Annotated in this window: 26 protein-coding genes and 1 pseudogene; 26 read left to right on the top strand and 1 reads right to left on the bottom strand. The window is 58.3% G+C overall.

What is annotated here, in order from left to right:
• The 23 genes and pseudogenes from folD to MOTHE_RS07220 all read left to right on the top strand — a co-directional run bounded on the left by folD (nt 1) and on the right by MOTHE_RS07220 (nt 21,024).
• Complete coding sequence (gene folD / locus MOTHE_RS07335) at nt 1-843, top strand: bifunctional methylenetetrahydrofolate dehydrogenase/methenyltetrahydrofolate cyclohydrolase FolD (RefSeq protein WP_011393025.1); 843 nt, start codon at nt 1-3, stop codon at nt 841-843.
• The gene (gene xseA, locus MOTHE_RS07330; protein WP_011393024.1) at nt 843-2,051 is read left to right on the top strand and encodes an exodeoxyribonuclease VII large subunit; all 1,209 of its coding nucleotides are present in this window, start codon (nt 843-845) and stop codon (nt 2,049-2,051) included. The genes folD and xseA overlap by 1 nt, the downstream gene beginning before the upstream one ends.
• A 392-nt stretch (nt 2,052-2,443) precedes the next feature.
• Nucleotides 2,444-2,695 (top strand): exodeoxyribonuclease VII small subunit, encoded by a 252-nt coding sequence (gene xseB / locus MOTHE_RS07320; RefSeq protein WP_011393023.1) that lies wholly within the window; start codon nt 2,444-2,446, stop codon nt 2,693-2,695.
• A complete protein-coding gene (locus tag MOTHE_RS07315; protein WP_011393022.1) occupies nt 2,676-3,569 on the top strand; it encodes a polyprenyl synthetase family protein in 894 nt (297 codons plus the stop codon). Before xseB ends, MOTHE_RS07315 begins: the two co-directional genes overlap by 20 nt.
• A gap of 820 nt (nt 3,570-4,389) precedes the next feature.
• Nucleotides 4,390-4,977: a CNNM domain-containing protein gene (locus MOTHE_RS07310; RefSeq protein ID WP_011393021.1), complete on the top strand. Its 588-nt coding sequence runs from the start codon at nt 4,390-4,392 to the stop codon at nt 4,975-4,977.
• Nucleotides 4,974-6,896 (top strand): 1-deoxy-D-xylulose-5-phosphate synthase, encoded by a 1,923-nt coding sequence (dxs, locus tag MOTHE_RS07305; protein WP_011393020.1) that lies wholly within the window; start codon nt 4,974-4,976, stop codon nt 6,894-6,896. Before MOTHE_RS07310 ends, dxs begins: the two co-directional genes overlap by 4 nt.
• Nucleotides 6,889-7,704: a TlyA family RNA methyltransferase gene (locus MOTHE_RS07300; protein WP_053094855.1), complete on the top strand. Its 816-nt coding sequence runs from the start codon at nt 6,889-6,891 to the stop codon at nt 7,702-7,704. Before dxs ends, MOTHE_RS07300 begins: the two co-directional genes overlap by 8 nt.
• A gap of 46 nt (nt 7,705-7,750) precedes the next feature.
• On the top strand, nt 7,751-8,686 hold the full coding sequence (locus MOTHE_RS07295) for an NAD(+)/NADH kinase (RefSeq protein ID WP_053094854.1): 936 nt from the start codon (nt 7,751-7,753) through the stop codon (nt 8,684-8,686).
• Nucleotides 8,610-9,065 (top strand): arginine repressor, encoded by a 456-nt coding sequence (gene argR / locus MOTHE_RS07290; protein WP_011393017.1) that lies wholly within the window; start codon nt 8,610-8,612, stop codon nt 9,063-9,065. The genes MOTHE_RS07295 and argR overlap by 77 nt, the downstream gene beginning before the upstream one ends.
• 6 nt (nt 9,066-9,071) lie before the next feature.
• Nucleotides 9,072-10,748 (top strand): DNA repair protein RecN, encoded by a 1,677-nt coding sequence (gene recN, locus MOTHE_RS07285; protein WP_011393016.1) that lies wholly within the window; start codon nt 9,072-9,074, stop codon nt 10,746-10,748.
• Between the two features lie 176 nt (nt 10,749-10,924).
• On the top strand, nt 10,925-12,247 hold the full coding sequence (gene spoIVB, locus MOTHE_RS07280) for a SpoIVB peptidase (protein ID WP_011393015.1): 1,323 nt from the start codon (nt 10,925-10,927) through the stop codon (nt 12,245-12,247).
• Nucleotides 12,248-12,356: 109 nt separating this feature from the next.
• A pseudogene (spo0A, locus tag MOTHE_RS14275) lies at nt 12,357-13,126 on the top strand (sporulation transcription factor Spo0A).
• A 208-nt stretch (nt 13,127-13,334) separates the two neighbouring features.
• Entirely contained in the window at nt 13,335-13,871 is a 537-nt protein-coding gene (locus MOTHE_RS07270) for an NUDIX domain-containing protein (protein WP_011393013.1), read from the top strand.
• A gap of 68 nt (nt 13,872-13,939) precedes the next feature.
• Nucleotides 13,940-14,554 (top strand): stage II sporulation protein M, encoded by a 615-nt coding sequence (spoIIM, locus tag MOTHE_RS07265; RefSeq protein ID WP_011393012.1) that lies wholly within the window; start codon nt 13,940-13,942, stop codon nt 14,552-14,554.
• 20 nt (nt 14,555-14,574) lie between these two features.
• Nucleotides 14,575-14,814 (top strand): hypothetical protein, encoded by a 240-nt coding sequence (locus tag MOTHE_RS07260; protein ID WP_053094853.1) that lies wholly within the window; start codon nt 14,575-14,577, stop codon nt 14,812-14,814.
• A 115-nt stretch (nt 14,815-14,929) separates the two neighbouring features.
• The gene (xerD, locus tag MOTHE_RS07255) at nt 14,930-15,817 is read left to right on the top strand and encodes a site-specific tyrosine recombinase XerD (RefSeq protein WP_011393010.1); all 888 of its coding nucleotides are present in this window, start codon (nt 14,930-14,932) and stop codon (nt 15,815-15,817) included.
• 17 nt (nt 15,818-15,834) lie between these two features.
• Nucleotides 15,835-17,004, top strand: coding sequence for a phosphopentomutase (locus tag MOTHE_RS07250; protein WP_011393009.1), 1,170 nt, complete (start codon nt 15,835-15,837; stop codon nt 17,002-17,004).
• Nucleotides 17,005-17,154: 150 nt separating this feature from the next.
• Nucleotides 17,155-18,393 (top strand): D-alanyl-D-alanine carboxypeptidase family protein, encoded by a 1,239-nt coding sequence (locus MOTHE_RS07245; RefSeq protein WP_011393008.1) that lies wholly within the window; start codon nt 17,155-17,157, stop codon nt 18,391-18,393.
• Between the two features lie 80 nt (nt 18,394-18,473).
• Entirely contained in the window at nt 18,474-18,815 is a 342-nt protein-coding gene (locus tag MOTHE_RS07240; RefSeq protein WP_011393007.1) for an STAS domain-containing protein, read from the top strand.
• A complete protein-coding gene (gene spoIIAB, locus MOTHE_RS07235) occupies nt 18,815-19,261 on the top strand; it encodes an anti-sigma F factor (protein ID WP_011393006.1) in 447 nt (148 codons plus the stop codon). The genes MOTHE_RS07240 and spoIIAB overlap by 1 nt, the downstream gene beginning before the upstream one ends.
• Before the next feature lie 45 nt (nt 19,262-19,306).
• Nucleotides 19,307-20,119 (top strand): RNA polymerase sporulation sigma factor SigF, encoded by an 813-nt coding sequence (sigF, locus tag MOTHE_RS07230; protein ID WP_011393005.1) that lies wholly within the window; start codon nt 19,307-19,309, stop codon nt 20,117-20,119.
• Between the two features lie 106 nt (nt 20,120-20,225).
• Complete coding sequence (locus MOTHE_RS07225) at nt 20,226-20,627, top strand: RidA family protein (RefSeq protein ID WP_011393004.1); 402 nt, start codon at nt 20,226-20,228, stop codon at nt 20,625-20,627.
• Nucleotide 20,628: 1 nt separating this feature from the next.
• Complete coding sequence (locus tag MOTHE_RS07220; RefSeq protein WP_011393003.1) at nt 20,629-21,024, top strand: secondary thiamine-phosphate synthase enzyme YjbQ; 396 nt, start codon at nt 20,629-20,631, stop codon at nt 21,022-21,024.
• Nucleotides 21,025-21,105: 81 nt separating this feature from the next.
• Here MOTHE_RS07220 and MOTHE_RS07215 read toward each other — a convergent pair whose 3' ends face one another.
• The gene (locus MOTHE_RS07215; protein ID WP_011393002.1) at nt 21,106-21,315 is read right to left on the bottom strand and encodes a dodecin family protein; all 210 of its coding nucleotides are present in this window, start codon (nt 21,313-21,315) and stop codon (nt 21,106-21,108) included.
• 271 nt (nt 21,316-21,586) lie between these two features.
• On the opposite strand from MOTHE_RS07215, the gene MOTHE_RS07210 reads away from it, so the two are divergent.
• The 3 genes from MOTHE_RS07210 (at nt 21,587) to MOTHE_RS07200 (ending at nt 23,111) form a co-directional block, all read left to right on the top strand.
• Nucleotides 21,587-22,363 (top strand): fumarylacetoacetate hydrolase family protein, encoded by a 777-nt coding sequence (locus MOTHE_RS07210; RefSeq protein WP_011393001.1) that lies wholly within the window; start codon nt 21,587-21,589, stop codon nt 22,361-22,363.
• A 94-nt stretch (nt 22,364-22,457) separates the two neighbouring features.
• Complete coding sequence (locus MOTHE_RS07205; protein WP_053094852.1) at nt 22,458-22,673, top strand: SNF2 helicase-associated domain-containing protein; 216 nt, start codon at nt 22,458-22,460, stop codon at nt 22,671-22,673.
• A gap of 189 nt (nt 22,674-22,862) precedes the next feature.
• Nucleotides 22,863-23,111 (top strand): hypothetical protein, encoded by a 249-nt coding sequence (locus tag MOTHE_RS07200; protein WP_011393000.1) that lies wholly within the window; start codon nt 22,863-22,865, stop codon nt 23,109-23,111.
• Nucleotides 23,112-23,133: the final 22 nt, after the last annotated feature.

The following is a 23,133-nucleotide window of genomic DNA, read 5'->3' as shown; positions in this document are numbered from 1 at the left end:
ATGCCAGCCCAGATCCTCGACGGGAAAAAGATTGCTGCCGAAGTAAGGGCTGAAGTAAAGGAGGAGGTATCCCGGTTAAAGGCGGAAGGTATTAACCCAGGCCTGGCCGTAGTCCTGGTGGGCGAAGACCCGGCTTCCCAGGTGTACGTCCGTAACAAGCACCGCGCCTGTGAGGAGGTCGGTATCTACTCCGAGGTTCACCGCCTGCCGGCGGCGACCAGCCAGGCCGAACTCTTAAAGCTGATCGACCAGCTCAATAAAGATCCCAAGATTCACGGCATCCTGGTCCAGTTGCCGTTGCCTGATCATATTGATGAGAAGAAAGTCATCGATGCCATCGCCCTGGAAAAGGATGTTGACGGGTTCAGCCCGGCCAACGTCGGCAACCTGGTTATCGGCGATAAATGCTTCTATCCATGCACACCCCACGGCTGTATGGTTTTGCTGGAAAAAGCCGGTATTGATCCCAAGGGTAAAAAGGCAGTGGTCGTCGGCCGGAGCAATATCGTCGGCAAGCCAGTAGCAATGATGCTCCTGGCCCGCCACGCCACGGTGACCATCTGTCACTCCCGCACCAGGGACCTGGCAGCCGAATGCCGGCAGGCCGACATTCTCATTGCGGCCGTAGGGAAGCCGGAGTTGATTACCGGGGATATGATTAAAGAGGGCGCGGTAGTTATCGACGTAGGTATCAACCGGGTCGGCGAGAAAAAGCTGGTGGGCGACGTCCACTTCGAGAGTGCGGCCCAGAAGGCCGGTTGGATCACTCCCGTACCCGGCGGGGTAGGTCCCATGACCATTGCCATGCTCTTGAAGAATACAGTCGAGGCGGCCCGGCGCTAGTGCCGGAGGTTAAAGTCCTGGCGGTGAGGGAACTCACCGCCTATTTGCAGCGCCTCCTGGCCAACGACGGCCGCCTGGCCAATGTCTGGGTAAAGGGCGAGATCTCCAACCTGCGCTCTCCAACCTCGGGCCATCTCTATTTCAGTCTCAAGGACCAGGCTGCGACCCTGCGCTGCGTGATGTTTCAGGGCCGTAGCCGGGGCCTATCCCTGGGCCTGCGCGACGGCCTGGAGGTAATCGCCAGGGGTCAGGTGGCCATTTACCCCCGGGACGGCGTCTACCAGCTCTATGTAGCCGAAATCTTCCCGGCAGGGACCGGCCTGGCCAGCCTGGCCCTCCAGGAGTTGACCGCCCGCCTGGAACGGGAGGGTCTCTTTGCCGCCGACCGCAAGCGGCCCCTGCCCCTGTTGCCACGCCGGGTGGGCCTGGTGACCTCCCCAACCGGGGCCGCCCTACGGGATATGATAACCATCAGCCGGCGCCGCTTCCCCGGGATTGAACTGATCCTGGCGCCGGCCAGGGTCCAGGGGGAGGTGGCGCCCCGCCAGCTGGCCCTGGCCCTGGAACTTCTGGCAAAAAGGGGAGGCGTTGATGTCATTATTATCGGCCGCGGTGGCGGCTCGGCCGAAGATTTAAGCGCCTTCAACACCGAACTGGTGGCCAGGGCCATCTATGCCTGTCCGGTACCCGTCATTGCTGCCGTAGGCCATGAGACGGATCTCACCCTGGCCGACAGGGTAGCCGACCGGCGGGCGCCTACTCCTTCGGCGGCGGCGGAAATGGCCGTACCGGTGCGGGCAGAACTGGAACAGCGCCTGAAGAGCCTGGCGGAGCGGGCCCGCCGCGGTATGGAACACCGCCTGGAGTTAGCCCGGGCTCGGCTGGAGCGCCTGACCAAAAGCAGCGGCCTGGATCGGCCCCGCCAGGAGCTATATTACCGCCAGCAGTACGTGGATGGCCTGGAACAGCGCCTGCTGGCCTCCTGGGAGCGTCGTTCCCGGGAGCGGGAGCAGGGTCTTAATCTCCTGGCTGCCCGCCTGGAAGCCGCCAGCCCCCTGGCCATCCTGGCGCGTGGCTACGCCGTTTGCCGCCGTCCCGGCGACGGAGCGCCCCTGAAATCCAGCCGGGAAGTGCTCCCCGGGGAGAAGGTGGAGGTCATCCTGAAGGAAGGCCTTCTCCGGTGCCAGGTCGAAGAAGTCGGCGGATAGGATGCAACTTACAAACCAAGCCACAATTTCACGGAGGAGCCCCACATGGGAGCCGACGCCTCCGCCATGAACAATGAAAATGTAAGCGATAGGGGCTGGGGGTACAGGCGGAGGGCGACTTGGTTCGAGGCGCTAGCAAACTCAGCGAAGCCGCAGGGAGGCGGCGGTGAACGGGATGGGGATCGTAACGAGAGATCAGGAACGAAAGGTTCCACTCTCCGCAACGATTATCCCAAGAGATAGTGCCGTGCCACCCCCGCCGCCGAGCAAGGCTGAGCGCCAAGTTTGCTAGCCGAGAACCACCGGAGACCGGAGCCTGTACCTCCAGCCCCCAAGAAGCTGGAATACGTAAGCAACGTTTTTGGTAGTAATCCTATATCCGGAGGAACGATATGCCCGAAGAGGAACAGTTGACCTTCGAAGCGGCCCTGCAAAAGCTGGAAGAAGTAGTCCAGGCCCTGGAGGGTGAAGGCCTGACCCTGGAGGATTCCCTGGCCTATTACCAGGAAGGCATTCGCCTGGTACGCCTGTGCCGGCAGCGCCTGAAAGAGGTTGAGGGTAAGCTCCAGGTGATCCTCCTCCAGGACGGGGAAGTAGTAACCAGGGAGCTCTCCCTTCCCGGGGGTGAAAACCACGGAACTTGAAAGCTACCTGGCTGAACGGCGGCAACTGGTCCAGGAGGCCCTGGCCCGCAACCTGCCACCTCCGGACACCTACCCGCCGGCGGTGCACCAGGCCATGCACTACAGCCTTTTTGCCGGGGGTAAAAGGCTAAGGCCTATCCTCGTCCTGGCTGCCGGCGAAGCCGTGGGCAGCCAGCCGGAGCCCTTATTACCGGCAGCCTGCGCCGTGGAATTTATCCACACCTATTCCCTTATCCACGATGACCTGCCGGCGATGGATAATGACGATTACCGCCGCGGCCGGCCGACATGCCATAAAGTCTACGGTGAAGCTATCGCCCTGCTGGCCGGTGATGCCCTCCTGACCCTAGCTTTTGAAGTCTTGAGCAGGATACCGGCGACCATACCGCCGGAGAGAATTCTCCGGGCAACCAGGGAGCTGGCTGCCTCCGCCGGTAGCCAGGGGCTTATAGGCGGCCAGGTGGTGGATATGGAGGCCGAAGGGCAGCCGGTTACTTTAGAAAAGGTAAACTACATTCATAACCATAAAACCGGTAGCCTGATCCGGGCCTGCCTGCGCCTGGGGGGCATCCTGGGAGGCGCGGGAGAGGAACAACTGGCCTTACTGACCCGTTACGGGGAAGCCCTGGGCCTGGCCTTCCAGATAACCGACGACATTCTGGATATTACCGGCGATTTCAGCCAGACGGGCAAGCAGGGCGGGGTGGATGCCGCCCGGGGCAAGGCGACCTACCCGGCCTGCCTGGGGGTGGAGGCCTCCCGGCAAAAGGCCGGGGAATTATGCGCTGAGGCAGGAGCCTTGGCCAGGGCCCTGGGACCGGCGGCCGAACCCCTGGAACTCCTGGCAGGCTTTGTCCTAAGGCGGCAAGGCTGAGCATGAAGGTGCCTCAGGGAGGGCAAAAGGTTACGCTGCCGGCCAGCAACTGAGGTCGCCTGTGGCCAACCGGGGACTTAAGCCGTGGTGCTTGCCGATTACGGCCTGATATCTTATAATACATCATGTCAGCGAAAAAACTTGCATACCATGTTTTGGTGGGTGGCGCAGTATTCTAGTCAAGACCACCATCTTTGAAGGCGGGCCTAAAAATCCGTCAAGGGCACACCGATGAAGTTCCTGGTGCTGGCTGCCGACGCCCAGTCGGGGGTTGGTACTGGGAGTTAAGGAGGGGGGGCGATCTACAATGGCATGTAGGCGTGGACCCTCCCTCCGTGGAGACCCAAGTTCGTGGGAAAGTTCCGCGGCAGGAGCAAATACTATGGCTTGGGGTGGAAATCTGCAGTTGGTACTGAGGGTGCTGGCTGCAGTGTAGCCTGCCTTGAGCGGCAGGGGTGGATGCAGGCGATAAGCCTATCACGATTTTCGCCGAAAATCGTGGAGTAAGCGGAAACCCCTGTTGCAAAAGAGGCTAGAAGATGGATGGAATTGCCGGGGAAAACCCCTAGACTGTTTACCACGTGTAAGGCTGGCCGGGGATTAAAGTATGTGCTAAGTGGTAATCCAGTCCTGCTACCGGTGACGGCGCAGGGCAGCCTTTAAAGGGAAACCGCCATGACGGCGACGCATGGTAGGCTACCGGGAAAACCTACTGGACCTAAGCCATAACATTTATCCGGCCAGTCGCCACCCACCCGTAATTTTCATTTCTATGTTTTAGCCCTACATAACCTTGTCGGTGGCGGAGGCATCAATATACTTGGCCAAGACACAAGGTCGTTCCTCCTGGAAGAATGCCCTGACCATGGGCGGGGGGACTTTTTTTATAGCCCTGGCAGCAGGCTATGGTTCCCAGTTTTTTTTGGGTAAAATAACGTCGATAATTCTCTCCTTCGCCCTGTTGCTCTTTATTATACTGGCAGGCATCATCTTTGATATTATTGGCGTGGCCACGGCGGCCGCCAGCGAAGCCCCCCTGAACGCCAGGGCTGCCAAAAGGATACCCGGAGCCCGCCAGGCCTTAAGGCTGTTGCGCAAAGCCGATCGCGTAACCACCTTTTGTAACGACGTCGTTGGCGACGCCAGCGGCACCTTAAGCGGGGCAGTAGGGGCGGTGATCATCCTGCGCTTGGCCGGCCAGCACGGGGCGGAAGATATCCTCATAAGCACCATCACAACGGCAGTGATCGCAGCGGTAACAGTGGGCGGCAAGGCGATGGGCAAGAGTTTCGCCCTGCGTGAGGCCAACGAGGTTGTCTTTTTTGTGGGTCGGGTCTTGTATGCCATCGAAAGGCTAACCGGGTGGCAACCCATACCAAATGGACCCAGGAAAGGAAGGCGGCCATGAGCCTGCTAGAAAAAATCAACGAACCGGCAGCCATAAAAAAATTTACCCTTGCCGAGCTTGATATACTCGCCAGGGAAATCCGCCAGGAACTGGTCCAGACGGTCGCCCGCACGGGCGGTCACCTGGCCCCCAACCTTGGGGTTGTGGAGCTGACCCTGGCCCTGCACAGCGTCTTTGATCTACCCCGGGATAAAATCATCTGGGACGTCGGCCACCAGTGCTACGTTCATAAGATCCTTACCGGACGGCGCCAGGAAATGACCAGCCTGCGTCAGTTCGGGGGCCTGAGCGGTTTTCCCAAGCGGGCCGAAAGCCCCTACGACGCCTTTGATACCGGGCATAGCAGCACCTCGATCTCGGCTGCCCTGGGGATGGCCCTGGCCCGGGACTTAAAGGGAGAAGACTACCAGGTGGTGGCTGTTATCGGCGATGGTGCCCTGACGGGCGGGATGGCTTTCGAAGCCATGAACCATGCCGGCCACCTGCAGGCCAACTTGATTGTTGTCTTAAATGATAATGAGATGTCTATCGCCCCTCCGGTTGGTGGCCTGGCGGCCTATCTTTCCCGCCTGCGGACGGACCCCATGTATTCCCGAGGTAAGGAAGAGCTGGAGAATCTTCTCAACCGGCTCCCCCATTTAGGTCCCCGGGTGCTCAAGGTAATTGATCGCCTCAAGGACAGCTTTAAATATCTGGTCGTTCCAGGCATGTTTTTCGAAGAGATTGGTTTTACCTACCTGGGGCCCATTGAAGGTCACAATATTGCCCGGTTAAAAGAGGTCCTCCAGCATGCCCGGAATACCAGAGGCCCGGTCCTGGTACATGTAATTACCACCAAGGGGAAGGGTTACCAGCCGGCCGAGGACCATCCCGACCGCTTCCACGGCATAGGCCCCTTTGATCCGGCAACAGGGGAACCCCTGGCCGGAGGAGGGCCGCCGACCTACACCTCTGTTTTTGGTGCCGAACTGGTGCGCCAGGGGGAAAAGAACAACCGCCTGGTGGCCATAACGGCTGCCATGCCCGATGGCACCGGCCTGACGCCCTTTGCCCGGCGCTTCCCCAAACGCTTTTTTGATGTCGGCATCGCCGAGCAGCACGCCCTGACCCTGGCCGCCGGCCTGGCCGCTGCCGGGATGCACCCTGTAGTAGCCATCTATTCTACTTTTTTACAGCGGGCCATTGACCAGGTAATCCACGATATCGCCTTAATGGAGCTGCCGGTGGTCCTGGCCATTGACCGGGCCGGCCTGGTAGGTGAAGACGGTGAAACCCACCAGGGTCTCTTTGATGTGTCCCTGTTGCGTTGTGTTCCCGGCCTGGTCCTCATGGCACCCAAGGATGAACAGGAACTGCGCCACATGCTGGTAACCGCCCTCCAGTACCAAGGACCGGCGGCGCTGCGCTACCCCCGGGGCGCCGGTATGGGTGTGCCCCTGACGGGAACGGCCCAGCCTTTGCCCATTGGCAAGGGTGAAGTCCTGCGTCGTGGCCGGGATGTCACCATCCTGGCTCTAGGCCCCCTGGCGTATGCAGCCCTGGAAGCGGCCGGGGACCTGGCAGCCCGGGGTATCGAAGCCACCGTCATTAATCCCCGGTTTATTAAGCCCCTGGATGAAGACCTGATCCTCACCTGGGCGGATCGCACCGGCCATCTGGTGACCGTGGAAGAACACGTCCTGGCCGGGGGCTTTGGCAGCGCCGTTCTGGAACTCCTGGCACGGAACGGGCGCAAGGGTATCCGGGTGCGGTGCCTGGGGGTGAAGGACGAGTTTGTCCACCAGGGTAAACCAGCCATTTTACGGGAACACTTAGGCTTGACTCCGGCCGGGATCAGGGCTGCCGTCCAGGCGCTGCTGGCGGAGACCCCGGTCCTGCACCGGCGGCGCAACCAGACAAAGGGGATTTCCGGTGGCTAAGGAACGATTGGACCTCCTGCTGGTGAGGCGGGGCCTCTACCCCAGCAGGGAACAGGCCCGGACGGCCATCATGGCCGGCGAGGTCCTGGTTAACAATGTTCCAGTCGATAAGCCAGGCGCTGCCGTGCCGGATACAGCGACCATCCGTCTCCTTGGCCAGCACCTCCCTTACGTCAGCCGGGGAGGGTTAAAGCTCGCCCGGGCCCTGGAGGTCTTTAGTATCGATCTGCATGGTAAAATAATCCTGGACGTCGGCGCTTCTACCGGCGGCTTTACCGACTGCGCCCTCAAGCACGGTGCCGCCCGCGTTTATGCCGTCGATGTGGGTTACGGACAACTGGCCTGGTCCCTGCGCCAGGACCCAAGGGTTATAGTAATGGAAAGGGTCAACGCCCGTTACCTGGAGTCTTCCAGTTTTGGCGAACCGGCAGACGTGGCAACTATTGATGTTTCCTTCATATCTTTGCTCAAGGTCCTGCCCGCTGTGGCCAGTTGCCTGAAACCGGAGGGGGAAATAATCGCCCTGGTAAAACCCCAGTTTGAAGCCGGGCCCGGCCGGGTCGGTAAAAAGGGTGTGGTACGGGAGGCAGCCGTCCACCGGGCGGTATTACAGGAAGTACTGGCTGCTGCGGTTGACCTGGGCTTGAAAATCAAGGGCCTTACCTACTCGCCCATCAAGGGGCCGGAGGGTAACGTGGAATTCCTCCTCTGGCTGGGTTTAACCGGCCAGGGCCTGGAGAAGGAGGCCTGGGAGAGCCTCATCAACCGGGTAGTTGCTGCGGCCCACGAGGGACTGTTGAAGCCGTAGTTTCATAGCGGGGGAGATAACCCCGCCGGGGAAATGAGGGATTGCATTGCAGCGGATAGGTATGGTGGCCAACCTGGAAAAACCCCGGGTACGAGAAACGGCCCTGGATATCATAAACTACCTGGAGAGCAGGAACGTCCGGGTGCTGATCTCCACCAGGAAGGCTGCTGCCCTGGGGTGCCCCGAAAAGGGTGTAGCGGAAGAAGAAGTAATTGCCGCCGAGGGACTTTTAGCCCTGGGGGGCGATGGCACCCTCCTGCGGGCGGCGCAGCTGGTGGCCCCGGCCGGGACGCCGATCCTGGGGATCAACCTGGGGCACCTGGGCTTCCTGACGGAGATAGAGCTGACGGAGCTCTACCCGGCCCTCGACAAACTCCTGGCCGGCGCCTACCGCATCGAAGAGCGCATGATGCTCCGGGGAACGGTCCAGAGGCCGGAAAAGGCATTAACCTGCACCGCTTTAAACGACATTGTCGTGACCAAGGGTGCTTTTTCCCGGATGCTCCGCCTGGAGGTTTATATTGATACAGCCTATCTGGATACATACCCGGCCGACGGACTGATTGTCTCCTCCCCCACCGGCTCGACGGCTTACTCCCTGTCGGCCGGTGGTCCCCTGGTTTCACCCCAGCTCCAGGTAATGATCCTGACCCCCATCTGTCCCCATACCCTTTATACCCGACCCCTGGTGGTACCGGGGGAACAGGAGATCAGGGTCTGTGTCCATGCGCCCGGGGCCGAAGTTATGCTGACTGTCGACGGCCAGCAAGGTTTGCACCTCCGTGACGGTGACGTCATCAGGGTAACCAGGGCCAGAACCCCGGCCCGTTTAATCAGGCTGCAAGATAACACCTTTTATAGCCTGGTACGGGAGAAACTGAAGGAAGGGGGGAGCCGGCAGGATGATGAAAACCCAGCGGCAACAGTTAATCCTGAAACTGATAGCAAGTACCCCCATAGCCACCCAGGATCAACTGGCTAGAGAGTTGCGAAGGCGCGGTCTCAGGGTGACCCAGGCTACTGTCTCCCGGGATATCAAAGAACTGGGTCTGATCAAGGTACCGGCGGGGGAAAACCTCTACCGCTATGCCGCGCCCCCCGGGCAACGCCTTATAAACCCTTATGGCCGGCTGCAGCGTCTCTTTGCGGATTCCGTCACCAAGATCGATGACAGCGAAAATTTAATTTTAATCCGGACCCTGCCGGGAACGGCCCACGCCGTGGCTTCCTGCCTGGATTCCCTTGACTGGCCGGAGGTTATCGGCACCGTTGCCGGCGACGATACCATTCTGGTGATTGTCAAGCCCAAGGAAGCGGTAGCCACGGTTCTCCAACGCTTCCGGGAACTCGGGGAAGGGTGAGGCAGAGTGCTCCAGGAACTGCAAATCGAAAACCTGGCGCTAATCGAGTCCCTGCAGCTCAACCTGGAGCCGGGGCTGACGGTTCTTACCGGGGAAACGGGTGCCGGCAAGTCCATTATCGTCGACGCCGTGGGACTGCTGGTAGGGGCCCGAGCCTCGGGCGAGTATATCCGCGCCGGGGCGGATAAGGCGGTAGTCAGGGGCCTCTTCCAGGTAGCCGGCCTGCCGGGCCTTAAGGAAACCCTGTCTGCCATGGGGGTGGCTGCGGAGGACGACGGGACCCTGCTCCTTTGCCGGGAGATCAGCCGCAGCGGTCGCCACAGCTGCCGGGTAAACGGGCGCAGCCTGACTCTGGGTATGTACCAGAGAATTGGCCAGATGCTGGTAGATATCCACGGCCAGCACGCCTACCAGTCCCTCCTGCGGCCGGCTTATCAAATGGATATGCTGGATAGCCTGGCCGGCCTGATGGAGCTCAGGCAGGAGGTCGGAGAGTTATATACCAGGTGGCAGGATTTAAAAAAGGAACTGGAGGAACTCTGCGGCGACAGGGGGGAGCGGGAACGGCAACGTGATCTCTGGCAATACCAGCTCCAGGAAATAGGCGCCGCCAACCTTACCCCCGGGGAAGAGGAAGAATTGAGCCGCCAGCGGGAAATCCTCAATAACGGGGAAAGGCTGGCCAGGGGTGCGGCGGTCGTTTATGCTGCCCTCTTTGAGGAAGAAGGCAGATCGGCCTACGATCAGCTCAGCCGGGCCTTGGCGGAACTTGAGGCCCTGGCAGCCATTGATCCCGGCTTGCAGACCTGGCAGGGCACCCTGGAGGGGATAACGGCCCAGGTCGAAGAGATAGCCCGGAGCGTTCGCCGCTATGGGGAAGGGCTGGAGTACGATCCTGCCCGCCTGCAGGAGATTGAAAACCGTCTGGAACTGATAAAAGATTTAAAACGCAAGTACGGCGGCAGTATCGAGGCCATTTTACAGTACCAGGCGGAAACGGCGGCCGCCCTGGAAAGGCTTGAGCAAATGGCGGGACAGGCGGCCGCCCTGGAAAAGGAGATCGAACTGGCCGCGGAAAAATACAGGGAAAAAGCCTTGCTTTTACGCCGGCGGCGTATGGAAGCAGCGCAAAAAATCGAAAAAGAGCTGCTGAAAGTCCTTAAGGATCTGGCCATGCCGGCAGCCAGGATCAGGGTGGACTGCAGCGAAGCACCACAGCCAGGCCCAGCGGGTATGGACAACATTACATTTCTTTTTCAACCCAATCCCGGAGAGGGCAGCCGGCCCCTGGCCCAGATAGCTTCCGGAGGGGAGATGGCCCGGGTAATGCTAGCCTTAAAGAGTATTCTGGCCGATGTTGACGCCGTGCCAACATTGATATTTGATGAGATTGACGCCGGCGTTGGCGGTGCTGCGGCCCGGGCGGTGGCCAGGACCCTGGCGGCCATAGGCCGCCGGCGACAGGTCCTTTGCATTACCCACTCGGCCCAGCTGGCCAGTTTTGCCGGGCAGCACTTCCGGGTTAGCAAGGAGGTGCGGGAAGGCCGCACCTATACCCGGGTCGATGTTCTCCGGGGTGAAGAGCGGGTTGATGAGCTGGCCCGGTTATTATCCGGTTCCGCCAGCAGTGTGGCGCGAGAACATGCCGCTGCCCTTTTACAACAATCAGGGTCCATAAAATGAAATATATGCTAATAAAAATTAAATAACGTTAAATATAGCCCCTTTACTCCCTGAATCAGGCTATATCTCCACCTCAGGTCGCTTTTGACAGCATAAAAGCCACGGCTTGAGGTTATTTTATGTTTAGAACAAAAAACAAAAACACGTTAAAAAGCGGTAGGCAAGGGAGGAAGGTGATGCCCTTGAAACGCTTGGGGCACCGGGTCCTGGGCCTGGTGCTGGCGGCAATGTTACTCTACGGTGGCCTGGCTCCGCCGGTACGCAATTTTTTTGCCCTCCCCTGGCAGCAGCGCCTGCCGGCAGCAGCGCCAATTTCCCTGCCCTGGGAACTGCCGCCGGGTCTGGCCCGCCAGGTCGAAGTGAAGGTTAATAGCGGGGACTGGAGCAGAGCCACTACCGGCGATTTCCCCCGGTGGTTACAGCTACAATTAAAATTGTTCGGCTTTATTCCATTAAAGAATATTACCATTCAGCTGGTACAACCGGTCGATGTTTCTCCCGGCGGCCAGGCTATAGGGGTCTTCTTGAAGACCGAAGGCGTCCAGGTAGTAGGCCAGGCGGCGATTGTAGACGAGAGGGGTAACAAGGTTTACCTGGCCCGGCAGGCAGGCCTGGAAACAGGCGACGCCATCATCGCCATTGACGGTCAGAAGGTAACCAGCGACCAGGAAGTGGCCAACCTGATCAATGCCGCCGGGCAGGCCAATCGCCAGGCCAGGATCACCGTTAAAAGGGAAGGCCACTTGTTGACCCTGAACATCCACCCTCGCTACTGCCAGGAAACAGGGCGCTACCGGATTGGCGTCTATGTCCGGGACAGTACGGCCGGCGTCGGCACCCTGACCTTTTACGATCAAAACAAGGGCGTTTTCGGTGCCCTGGGCCACGTAGTTACCGGCAGTGACGGCCAGACGGCCATGGATATCAGCGGCGGCAGGATAGTAGCGGCGGCCATCCAGGGTATCCACCAGGGCTACCGGGGGCAACCGGGAGAAAAGCTGGGCGTTTTTCTGGAAAACGGCCAATTTAGCGGTACTATACAGAAGAATACTATTGTTGGCATATTTGGAACGATAACCGGCAAGCTTCCCGGTAATAAAGAGATACCAGTAGCCCTGGCCGATACTGTCCACCCCGGACCGGCAGAAATCCTGACGGTTATCGAAGGAGAAAAGGTCGAAAGTTTCCAGGTGGAAATCGAACGGGTCATGCCCCACCAGCGGGCCAGCGGCAAGGGCCTGGTCCTTAGGATTACCGACCCCAGGTTACTGGCCGTAACCGGAGGCATTATCCAGGGTATGAGCGGGAGTCCCATTATTCAAGACGGCCAACTGGCCGGTGCCGTAACCCACGTCTTTATCAACGACCCGACCCGGGGTTACGGGGTGCTGGCGGAATGGATGCTCCAGGAGACAGAACTTGTTCCTAAAGATAAAGCCAGGGGTGCTACTGTCGAAACCCCTGGTTCTTTCCTTTTTGTGGTATTTTGTGTAGGATAACCAAAACTTTTGCCTCTTTATGCGAATGGAAGGATTATCCCCTGGTGACGTCGAAACACTATCTGGCAAATTAATGACAGGGTTTTTGCAGGAGGCGGGATGAAATAAAATGGAGGCCATCAAGGTGCTTATTGCCGATGATAATCGGGAATTTTGCGAGGTATTGGAGGAATACTTCAACGAACAAGAGGATTTCGTCCTATCAGGGGTAGCCCATAACGGCCAGGAAACCCTGGAACTTATCCAGGAACAAGAGCCGGATATTGTTATACTGGATATTATTATGCCCCACCTGGACGGTATCGGGGTGTTGGAAAAATTGCAGGTTTTAAATTTCGAGCCGCGACCCAAGATTGTTATCCTCACCGCCCTGGGTCAGGAGAGTATGACCATGCGGTCGGTCGAACTGGGGCTGATTACTACATATTAAAACCCTTCGACCTGGAAGTGCTGGGAAACAGATTACGGCAACTGGCCAACGGCCATCCCCTGCCGACGGCGCCGTCTCAGGTTAGCCGGGCCGGTCGTAATATGGATGTCGAGGTAACCAAGATTATCCATCAAATGGGCGTCCCTGCCCATATCAAAGGTTATCAGTACCTGCGGGAGGCTATCTTGATGGTTATCGACGATGTCAGCCTCCTGGGAGCGGTAACGAAGGAACTCTATCCCCTTATCGCCCGCAAGTATATGACTACTCCCAGTCGCGTCGAACGCGCTATCCGGCATGCCATTGAACTCGCCTGGGACAGGGGCAATGTTGAGATGATGAATAAATTCTTCGGTTATACTATTAACGTTGAACGGGGTAAACCTACCAACTCGGAATTTATCGCCATGGTCGCCGATAAACTACGTATCGGGGCTAAGATAAACTAAAAACAGGAGGTTAGAGGGGGAAACTGGCGTGAGTGCCAGTTTCTTCTTGCGATTCCGCGAAGACCCGCGAGGATGACGCCTCCCACCAGAGCCCATACCGCCAGGCGGCACCAGCAGAAGGATGAAAATAACGGGCTGGCATTGTTTGTAGCGAGGACCGGGGAGCGAGCAAAGCAATGCCAGCTTGGTAGATTAGGAGGAGACTGTAATGGACCTGACTGAAACGCGGATTGCCTCGGAACGCATTTACGAAGGCCGGATACTAAACCTGCGCCGGGACCGGGTGCGTCTGCCCGACGGCCATGAGGCCAGCCGCGAGGTGGTAGAACATCCCGGCGCTGTTGCTATTATCGCCCTGGACAACGACAAAAACATCTACCTGGTACGCCAGTATCGTTATCCCATTGAACGTGTAACCCTGGAGATACCGGCCGGGAAACTGGATTCCGGCGAAGAACCCCTTACCTGTGCTCAGAGGGAGCTGGCCGAAGAGGTGGGCCTGGCGGCCGCGGAATGGAAACCCCTTTTAACCTTTTATTCGACCCCGGGGTTTTCCAATGAGATCATGCATCTTTTCCTGGCAACCGGCCTGCGGTCCCACCGGGAAAAGGCCGATGACGACGAGTTTCTGGAGATTGTCCGGGTACCCCTAGCTGAAGCAGCAGCCATGGCTTTACGGGGAGCAATTCAGGACGCCAAGAGTATCGCCGGAATAATGGCGGCAACATGCATTTTGCAGGCATAATTATCCTCACCCGGAATATGTATCTAGGGGAGAGAAATTCTCCTGGTAGCGCCGGGGGAGGGAGTGAGGTGGAGCGAGCCCTTACCAGGCATCTAAAAGATAATCTCGGCTTATACCTGCTGGTCGGCTTCTTTTTTCTGGCGGGGATCATTACCGGGACCATAGCGGTTAACTTTTTAGAGCCGCAGCAGGTAAGCCAGCTGGGAGCCTATTTGGATAAAGTTTTAAGCCAGTTCAAGGGAGAAGGCCCTGGTTTTAACCAAGCCGCTTACCAGGCCCTATTGGGTGCCCTCAGGGAAACGGGCCTGATTTGGTTTCTGGGTCTAACGGTGATCGGCATCCCCTTGATCATTGGTCTTATCTTTTTAAAGGGCCTGATCCTGGGTTTCACCGTCGGTTTTTTGGTCCAGCAGAAAGCGCTGCAGGGGATGGCCTTCTCCTTCCTGGCCCTTTTACCGCCCAATATAATCCAGATACCGGCCTTATTTATAGCAGCCATCCTGGGGATTTCTTTTTCTATCGGCTTAATGCGCGGTCGCGGCCAGGCTGAGGCCGCCATTTTGCCACGCTTTCTAACCTATTCCTTTCTAATGTTGCTGGTAACCCTGGTACTGGTAGGAGGAGGCCTGGTAGAAGGATACCTGTCCCCCTTTTTTGCCCGAATTGTCCTGGCCTATTTCTAAAGGATTGGAGGGGTGACTTGATGGTTGTGGTGACAATAAGCAACTGGCGCAGGAAGATAGTATGGCTGCTGGCCGCAGTGCTGGTGGCAGTGGTCCTGCTGGGACAACTGGCCGCCGGAGGCCATAGTAACCTGGCCCGGGAGGATAATCCTCCGCCCGGTATCCAGAGGCAGGAACAACCGGCCGCAACGTCGGCAGTTCAGGATTCCGGCCTGGAGGGCTTGCTGGAGAAACTGAGGAGCTTTTACCGGGGTGAATAAAAGGGTCCGCCCACAGGGGCGGATATTTTTTGTGGTTTTTTCTGGCGCTGTTGGAGGACTTTTACCTTTACATGTGGAAATAATCTGGTAAACTTATGGGGAACGGTGGTGCATCGTGCACGAGCTGGTGGATCAGTTTCTCTATTACCTGGTGGTGGAACGGGGTCTGGCCGAAAATACCCTGGCTTCCTATAATAGTGATTTGCAACAGTTTCTTCTCTACCTGGAGGGAGCAGGTGTCAAATCGCCCCGGGATGTGACCCGAGGTTTACTGGTGGCTTACCTGGTGAAAATGCAGCAGGACGGGCGCTCGCCGGCTACCATTTCCCAGCACCTGGCGGCGCTGAAATCTTTTTATCATTTCTTGCTGCGGGAGCGCCTGGTGGAAAGCGACCCTACCGCCGACCTGGAATCACCCCGGCAGTCTAAGAAGTTGCCCCAGGTGCTGACGGTGGCTGAAGTCGAAAAGCTTCTTAACCAGCCGCGCACGGATACCCCGGCTGGTCTAAGGGATAAAGCCATGCTGGAACTCCTCTATGCCACCGGCCTGCGGGTATCCGAACTGGTGTCCCTCAACGTGGACCAGGTAAACCTGGAGGGTGAGTTTGTCCGCTGCCTGGGTAAGGGTTCCAAGGAAAGGGTGGTTCCCATGGGCCAGGTAGCCTGCTTCTATGTCCGGACATACATAGAAAACGGCCGGGGGAAACTAATTAAAAGAGCAACGGAACCGGCCCTGTTTGTCAATCACCACGGCCGCCGCCTCTCCCGCCAGGGCTGCTGGAAGATCCTCAAGGGTTATGTGCGGGCGGCCAACCTGAAAAAGGACATAACGCCCCATACCCTGCGCCACTCTTTTGCCACCCATCTGCTGGAAAACGGCGCCGACCTGCGTTCGGTGCAGGAACTCCTGGGGCACGCAGATATAGGTACGACCCAGATCTATACCCACCTGACCCGGAAGAAAATCCGGGAGATTTATGATCACACCCACCCGCGGGCGTAATGGAGGAAAGGATTGCCATGAAGTTAGATCGGGTCATCATCATCGTTCTTGATAGCGTTGGCGTCGGGGCGCTGCCTGACGCTGCCCAATACGGGGACGAAGGCAGTAACACCCTGGCTCATATTGCCGCTACTGTAGACCTCAGGCTACCCAATCTTACCCGCCTGGGGGTGGGTAACATCACTCCCCTGCGGGGTATTCCCCCGGTAGGCACTCCGGCTGCCGCCTGGGGTAAGATGGCTTCCCAAACGGCCGGCAAGGACACCACCAGCGGGCACTGGGAACTGGCCGGGTTGATTTTAGAACGACCCTTTCCCCTCTACCCCCATGGCTTCCCGCCGGAGATAATTGAGCCTTTTGAAAAGGCCATCGGCCGCCGGGTCCTGGGTAATAAACCGGCTTCGGGTACGGTAATAATCGAGGAACTTGGAGCCGAACATATGCGCACCGGTAATCCCATTGTCTACACCTCGGCCGATAGCGTCTTCCAGATTGCCGCCCATGAAGAGGTCATTCCGGTGGAAGAGCTCTACCGCTATTGTAAGATTGCCCGGCGGCTGTTGACCGGGGAACATGCCGTCGGCCGGGTAATTGCCAGGCCCTTTGTCGGGGAGCCGGGGCATTTTATCCGTACCGACCGGCGTCAGGACTTTTCCCTGGAGCCGCCCCGGCCAACCCTGCTGGACGCCGTCATCGCCGCCGGCCTGGAGGTAATGGCCGTAGGTAAAATAAAGGATATTTTTGCGGGCAGGGGTATCAGCCGCTGGATCCACACCCACGACAACATGGACGGCGTCGACCAGACCCGCAACTTTATGCGCGAGGGCGAGCGGGGCCTCATTTTTACCAATCTGGTGGACTTTGATATGCGTTACGGCCACCGCAACGACGTGGCCGGTTATGCCGCTGCCCTGGAGGCCTTTGACCGGCGCCTGCCGGAGCTCCTGGACGCCCTGGAAACCAGCGACGCCCTGATCCTGACCGCCGATCATGGCTGTGACCCGACCACCCCGAGTACCGATCACTCCCGGGAATATGTGCCCCTCTTAATTTACGGGAAACGCATCCGGCCACTGAATATCGGTGTTCGCCCGACCTTCGCCGACCTGGGCGCCACGGTGGCCGACCTTTTGGGCGTGCCTTATGACCTGCCCGGGAAAAGCTTTGCTTCCATGTTGCTGGAGTAAAATGGCATGTGGGGCGGGGCCTGTCCTGAAGAAGGATGGGTCGTTTTCTTTTATGCAGGTTATCATCAACTGCCGGGATTCACCCCTCATATTTTTGCCCCCTGGATAATATATGTTTAAAGAGAATAAGCCAGGCAGGGGGGCGGTGGGGTGCAGAAACTTACAGCGATACTGCTGGCCTTACTCCTGGCCCTCGGAATGGGGCCGGGATTCTTGCTGGCGGCTGATCCGGCGGATGGGGCCGGAAACGAAGCCGCGCCGGTCACCGGGCAGCCAGGTGAAGTCCAGGCAACGGCAGGCGCGGCAGCCGGGCCGGGAGATATCAATGCCAAGGGCGCCATCCTCATGGACCCCCAGACAGGGGAGATCCTCTGGGAGAAGAACTCCCATGCCCATTATTATCCGGCCAGCATGACCAAACTCATGACCATGGTCGTGGCTATGGACATGGTCGCCAACGGTCAGGCCACCCTGGATGAACCGGTCCAGGTGAGCGAACGGGCCGAAAGCTTTGGTGGGTCGGAGGTCTTCCTGGCTGTAGGCGAAACCTTTCCCCTGGAGCAGATGCTCATCGCTATTGCCGTGGCCTCGGCCAACGACGCGGCCGTAGCGGTGGCCGAGCATCTGGCGGGTTCGGAGGAAGCCTTCGTGGCCATGATGAACGCCAAGGCCAAGGAACTGGGCCTCAAGGATACCCACTTCGCCAACTGTCACGGCCTCCATGACGAACAGAATTATACCTCAGCCTATGATATGGCCGTAATTGCCCGTTACGCCCTGAAGTACCCCAAAATCCGCGAGTGGACCTCCATTAAGCGCTATACCCTGCGTAAAGATCCCCTGACCATCCTGGATACCACCAACAAGATGCTCTATTGGTACCCGGGAACGGACGGGTTTAAGACCGGCTTCACCGATGCTGCCGGCTTGAACCTTGTTTCAACGGTGGAGAGGGACGGTTTGCGGTTGGTCGCCGTTGTCATGGGCGTCGAGACGCCCCAGGGGCATTTTACCGAATCTATGAAGCTGTACAACTGGGCCTTTAAACAGTGGGCCTTCAAGGAGTTTTACGGCCCGGGCCAGGTAGTGGCCAGCATCCCGGTGGGCAAGGGCCAGGTGGAGCAGGTAAAGATTGTTACGACCGGGAAGGTCGGTGCCCGGATAAGCCGCCTCCGGGGTAAGGCTGAGGGCGTGACAACCAAAGTCGAACTGCCGGGTATTGTCAACGCCCCGGTGAAGGAGGGGCAGGTTGTCGGCCAGGCGCTGGTCCTAAGGGACGGGCAGGTGATCGATAGAGTACAGCTGGTGACGCAACAAAAGGTGGCAAAAGCCTCCCTGGGCCAGGAGATTGTCCGGGTCATCCGAGCCGTTTTCACTATTCGACAATAAATTTGCCATTATTTAGCAGGAAGAAGACGAGGCCATAGCGAATTAACCCCTTCGGAAACCTTGACGAGGGGGTTTTTAGTTTGCAGGTATTCTTCAGCATGGAGGGCAAAGAACTCCAGGCCCGCATTAAAGGTGAAGTAGACTTGGAGACCGCCGACCAGCTGCGCCAGGAGTTGGAGGCCAGCCTGGATCATGCCCGGCCCGAGGTCCTGCTCCTGGACCTGGCAGGCGTGACCTTTATGGACAGTTCGGGCCTGGGAGTCATCCTGGGTCGTTACCGGCGTTTGCAAAAAAAAGGGGGCAGGATTATCCTCTACCGGCCCCAGCCCCAGGTGCGCCGCCTCCTGGAACTCTCCGGCCTGGGGAAAATTATGACTATTGAAACCGGGGAAGGGTTGAGCGAGCAGGGGGAGATTGACTGATGGCCAGCCAGGAACAGGTGGAAAACAGCATGGCCCTGGAGTTTTTGAGCCTGCCGGAGAACGTTGGCCTGGCCCGGGTGGCGGTGGCCACCTTTGCCGCCCAGGTGGATATGACCCTGAATGAACTGGAAGAGATCAAGGTGGCCGTTTCCGAGGCCGTTTCCAATGCCATTATTCACGGCTACGAGGGCAAGCCCCGAGGAACGGTGCGGGTCACGGCCGAACATACCGCCGCCGGCCTGGTGATTACTGTCACCGACCAGGGTCGGGGCATCCAGGATGTAGCCTTGGCCATGCAGCCGGCCTACTCCACCGACCCGGAACGGATGGGCCTGGGTTTTGCCTTTATGCAGTCCTTTATGGACGAGGTAGAAGTGACCTCGGAGGTCAACCGGGGAACCACGGTCAGGATGTTGAAGGTCCTCAAGAAAGCGGGAGCAGAGTGATGGAGGGCTGCCCGGTAACCGGGCGGTTGAGGTGGCGGTGAAGAAATGCGCCTGTCGGAAATGAATCTCCCCCGCTTTCCCCTCCTGTCCGAAGCCGAGACGGATGAGTTGTTGCGCCGGGCCAAGGCAGGGGATAAGGAGGCCCGGGAGCGGCTGATTAACTGTAACCTGAAGCTCGTTTTTAATCTGGTGCAACGCTTCGAGAAACGTAACTACGAGCTGGAAGATCTCTTCCAGATCGGAACCATCGGGCTCATCAAGGCCATTGATAAGTTTGACTTAAGCTATAAGGTGCGGTTTTCCACTTATGCCGTACCCATGATCCTGGGGGAAATTCGGCGCTTTTTGCGGGATGACAGCGCCGTCAAGGTCAGTCGCTCCTTAAAGGAAACGGCCTTTAAAGTCAACCGCACCCGGGAGGAACTGGCCAAGAAATTCGGCCGGGAACCGGCCATCGGCGAGATAGCCGAGGCCCTGGACCTCTCCCGGGAGGAGATTATAGCCGCCCTGGAAGCCGTGCAGATGCCTAGTTCCATCCACGACACCGTCTACCAGGACGACGGCGATCCCATCTACGTTCTCGACCAGCTGGCCTCCGAAGACGGGGAGGAACCGGAGTGGCTGGATAAGATTGCCCTGAAGGAGGTCCTGCGCCAGTTGCCGGAAAAACACCGACGGGTGCTGGTCCTGCGTTTCTTCCAGGATAAAACCCAGGCGGAAGTGGCGGCCCGAATGGGGCTCTCCCAGGTACAGATCTCCCGCATTGAGCGCCAGGCCCTGCAAAGAATTAGGGAACTGCTCCAGGCGGAAGGGAGCTGGGATGGGGACAGCGTACCGCTGCCCGGGTGCCGGGAGTAAACAGAGTTGACGATTAGTTAACCAGCAGGGAAAAATATAGTTACGGCGAATAATTAACCCTGGAACCTGTGAATAAAGATGAGGTTTTGGAAGGGATTGATGCCAAATGACGGGCAAAAAAGTAGTTGCAACCAATCAGGCTCCGGCAGCCATCGGGCCTTACTCCCAGGCCATTAAGATAGGCAACTTGATTTTCACCTCCGGTCAAATACCCCTTGACCCGGCAAGCGGCCGGATCGTCGACGGCGGGGCGGCTGAGCAGACAGCCAGGGTGATGGCCAATTTGCAGGCCGTCCTGGCTGCCGCCGGGGCCGGCCTGGAGGATATTGTCAAAACTACCGTATATATAAAAGATATGAATGACTTTAGCGCTATCAACGAGGTTTACGGGCGGTACTTTACCAAGGAACCCCCGGCCCGTTCCTGCGTAGAGGTGGCCCGCTTGCCTAAAGATGTACTGGTGGAGATCGAGGCGGTGGCGGTTGTCGGGAATAATGGAGGCCGGTAAAATGCTTTTTACCTTTGATCTTCAGACCCAGGCTAAAGAGGCGATGATTGATATTACCCACCTGGCTGCAAAGACGGTAAAGGAGGCGGGCATCAAAGAGGGCTTCTGCCTGGTTTATGTACCCCATACCACGGCCGGGGTAACTATTAATGAAAACGCCGACCCGGATGTGGTGACCGATATCCTTGCGGCCCTGGCGAGAATCGTCTCGGCTGGCGGTTACCGTCACGGGGAAGGTAATTCTCCGGCCCATATCAAGGCTTCCCTCATGGGTAGTAACCAGACGGTAGTTATCCATGAGGGCCGCCTGGTTCTGGGTACCTGGCAGGGTATTTATTTTTGCGAATTCGATGGACCCCGCCGGCGCAAGGTCCATGTCAAGGTGTGGGAAGGATGATTTTTCTGCCATTTCCGGTATCCATTGTTTTGCGCGGTACATTATATCTGTAAAGCCCCGGCGAAGTCCGGGGCTTTAGCATTAAAGATCTGCGCTGTGGTCGGCATAGGCGATTTTTACATTGGCCTTAAACTCGGACAGCTTGCCGTCCTTGACGTTGGCTGTCAGGTTGTAGACCTCTACGCCGGAGATGTTACTGATGTCGCGGCTGGCTTCAGACACGGCCTTTTGAACGGCGTCCTTCCAGTTGTTAGGAGATTCGCCCACCAGTTCTACTACTTTGACGTGCAAAAGTAGCCCTCCCTTCCTCGGATTAGATTCTTCTTCGCGACTTTATTATTCCCCCGCCAGGGAGAATAATCCCATTCCTGACGTTATAGCAACCGTTTCAATAAATACCAAATAATAAATACCAAATGCACCTCTGCCGGGAAATGCAACCCGGTTAATTTTTCACTGCGCCAGCCCCGTCGAGCCCCCGGAGGGCTTTTTGCGGTGACTTAAAAGCTGTAAATATAGTACAATAATTTTATGGCTTCAACAGGAAAGGGGAGGGCTACAAATGGAAAGAAGCGAGAAGATAGTACGTTTTAGCGCTGGGGGTGAGGTTTTTTACGGCCGCCTGGAAGGGGCGAAAATCCTGGCCCTGGAGGGCGAAATCTTTGGCCCCTGCCGGGAAAGCGGGCGCCAATTTAGCCTGGACGAAGTTCGCCTCCTGGCCCCATGCCGGCCGGGCAAGGCCGTGTGTGTTGGTCTGAATTACCGCAACCATATTACCGAGATGAGCGAAAAGCTACCGGAGGAACCGGTGATCTTTATAAAACCGTCCACCAGCGTCATCGGCCCCGGGGAGACGATTATTTACTGGCCTATGGTGGGCCGCCTGGATTATGAAGCCGAACTGGCGGTGGTCATCGGCCGCGAGGCCCATAACGTCGAGGAAAGAGAGGCGGCAGACTATATTTTTGGCTACACCATAGCCAACGATGTCACGGCCCGGGACCTGCAGCAGAAGGACGGCCAGTGGACCAGGGCCAAGGGTTTCGACACCTTTCTGCCCTGCGGTCCCTGGATTGTCCGGGGTATCGACGCCGGCGACCTTCGGGTCCAGGCCTTCCTGAACGGAGAATTGAAGCAGGACGGGCGTACTTCCCAGTTGATTTTCCCGGTACCCAGGCTGGTCAGTTTTATCTCTCGGGTGATGACCCTCCACCCGGGGGACCTGATCCTTACCGGCACCCCTGCAGGTGTGGGCCCTATGCAGGTGGGCGATACCATTGAAATCAGGGTGGAGAACATCGGCAGCCTGGTCAATAGGGTCGCCGCACCGGTGATATAACTGGACTATGGTACGGAGTGGTCTGAGTTACCCCGGTTTTGAGTACTGAACAGGAACTCATCAGCGCCTTGCTGGCTTTAAGTGCCGGGGAAAGGTGCCCCTGGTCCGGCTGCGGGGCCAGTGGGTGGAGCTGTGCCCCGAAGAGTTGGAGTCCCTGTCCCGGTTCTGGCGCGAAGGTGCCTCAACGGGGGTCGTCACGGCGAAGGAAGCCCTGAGACTCGGACTGGCCGGAGGCCAGGTGCCGGGCCGGGAGCCCGGACGGCGGCCTCCCGGGTGTCCCCGGCCTGCCGGTTCTCCGGGTGGAAGCTGAGGGGGAGTTGGGGTCCCTGCTGCAAAAGCTCCGGGACAACCATCCTTCCTTGTTTTTCGCCTGCGGGGCCGGGGGAAAGAAGAGTTAATTACCGCCCTGCGGGAGAAACGGGCCGCCCTTGCCGGCGGAAGCGCGACGGCGGCTGCTGCCGGAGGCGGGGAAGAAACGGCTGCCGGGGGCGAGGAGCTTTTGCCGGTGCTTCCCCGGGACCCGGGCGAATTCTGGCGGGCGGGCCCGGAGCTGGCCCTTTTCCAGGTCAATATCGCACCTCCAGCCATACCCCGGGCTGTTTTAAAACGCCTGGGCCCGCCACCCCTTGGTCCTTATGCCCGGGAGTTTCAGCAGCTGCTGGCCAGCTACTATCAGGAGATCTCCTGCCGGGCCTACGAACTGGCTAATGCCGGGGACGGCCAGGAAGGGCCGGAGACCGGGTCCTAGCTGGCAGTTGAAAAATCCTTTA

Source organism: Moorella thermoacetica, from assembly GCF_001267405.1.
GTDB classification, from domain to species: Bacteria; Bacillota; DSM-521; order Neomoorellales; family Neomoorellaceae; genus Neomoorella; species Neomoorella thermoacetica.
The sequence above is the reverse complement of the archived record's forward strand: the minus strand, read 5'-3'. Positions and strand labels throughout refer to the sequence as shown.

Bases quoted from the DNA above. Each gene is read 5' to 3' on its own strand.
- spoIVB (WP_011393015.1), top strand. From the start codon at position 10,925: ATGCCCTTGAAACGCTTGGGGCACCGGGTCCTGGGCCTGGTGCTGGCG.
- dxs (WP_011393020.1), top strand. From the start codon at position 4,974: ATGAGCCTGCTAGAAAAAATCAACGAACCGGCAGCCATAAAAAAATTT.
- MOTHE_RS07210 (WP_011393001.1), top strand. From the start codon at position 21,587: ATGGAAAGAAGCGAGAAGATAGTACGTTTTAGCGCTGGGGGTGAGGTT.
- MOTHE_RS07260 (WP_053094853.1), top strand. From the start codon at position 14,575: ATGGTTGTGGTGACAATAAGCAACTGGCGCAGGAAGATAGTATGGCTG.
- MOTHE_RS07220 (WP_011393003.1), top strand. From the start codon at position 20,629: ATGCTTTTTACCTTTGATCTTCAGACCCAGGCTAAAGAGGCGATGATT.
- MOTHE_RS07225 (WP_011393004.1), top strand. From the start codon at position 20,226: ATGACGGGCAAAAAAGTAGTTGCAACCAATCAGGCTCCGGCAGCCATC.
- sigF (WP_011393005.1), top strand. From the start codon at position 19,307: ATGCGCCTGTCGGAAATGAATCTCCCCCGCTTTCCCCTCCTGTCCGAA.
- folD (WP_011393025.1), top strand. From the start codon at position 1: ATGCCAGCCCAGATCCTCGACGGGAAAAAGATTGCTGCCGAAGTAAGG.
- xseB (WP_011393023.1), top strand. From the start codon at position 2,444: ATGCCCGAAGAGGAACAGTTGACCTTCGAAGCGGCCCTGCAAAAGCTG.
- MOTHE_RS07270 (WP_011393013.1), top strand. From the start codon at position 13,335: ATGGACCTGACTGAAACGCGGATTGCCTCGGAACGCATTTACGAAGGC.
- argR (WP_011393017.1), top strand. From the start codon at position 8,610: ATGAAAACCCAGCGGCAACAGTTAATCCTGAAACTGATAGCAAGTACC.
- MOTHE_RS07250 (WP_011393009.1), top strand. From the start codon at position 15,835: ATGAAGTTAGATCGGGTCATCATCATCGTTCTTGATAGCGTTGGCGTC.
- spoIIAB (WP_011393006.1), top strand. From the start codon at position 18,815: ATGGCCAGCCAGGAACAGGTGGAAAACAGCATGGCCCTGGAGTTTTTG.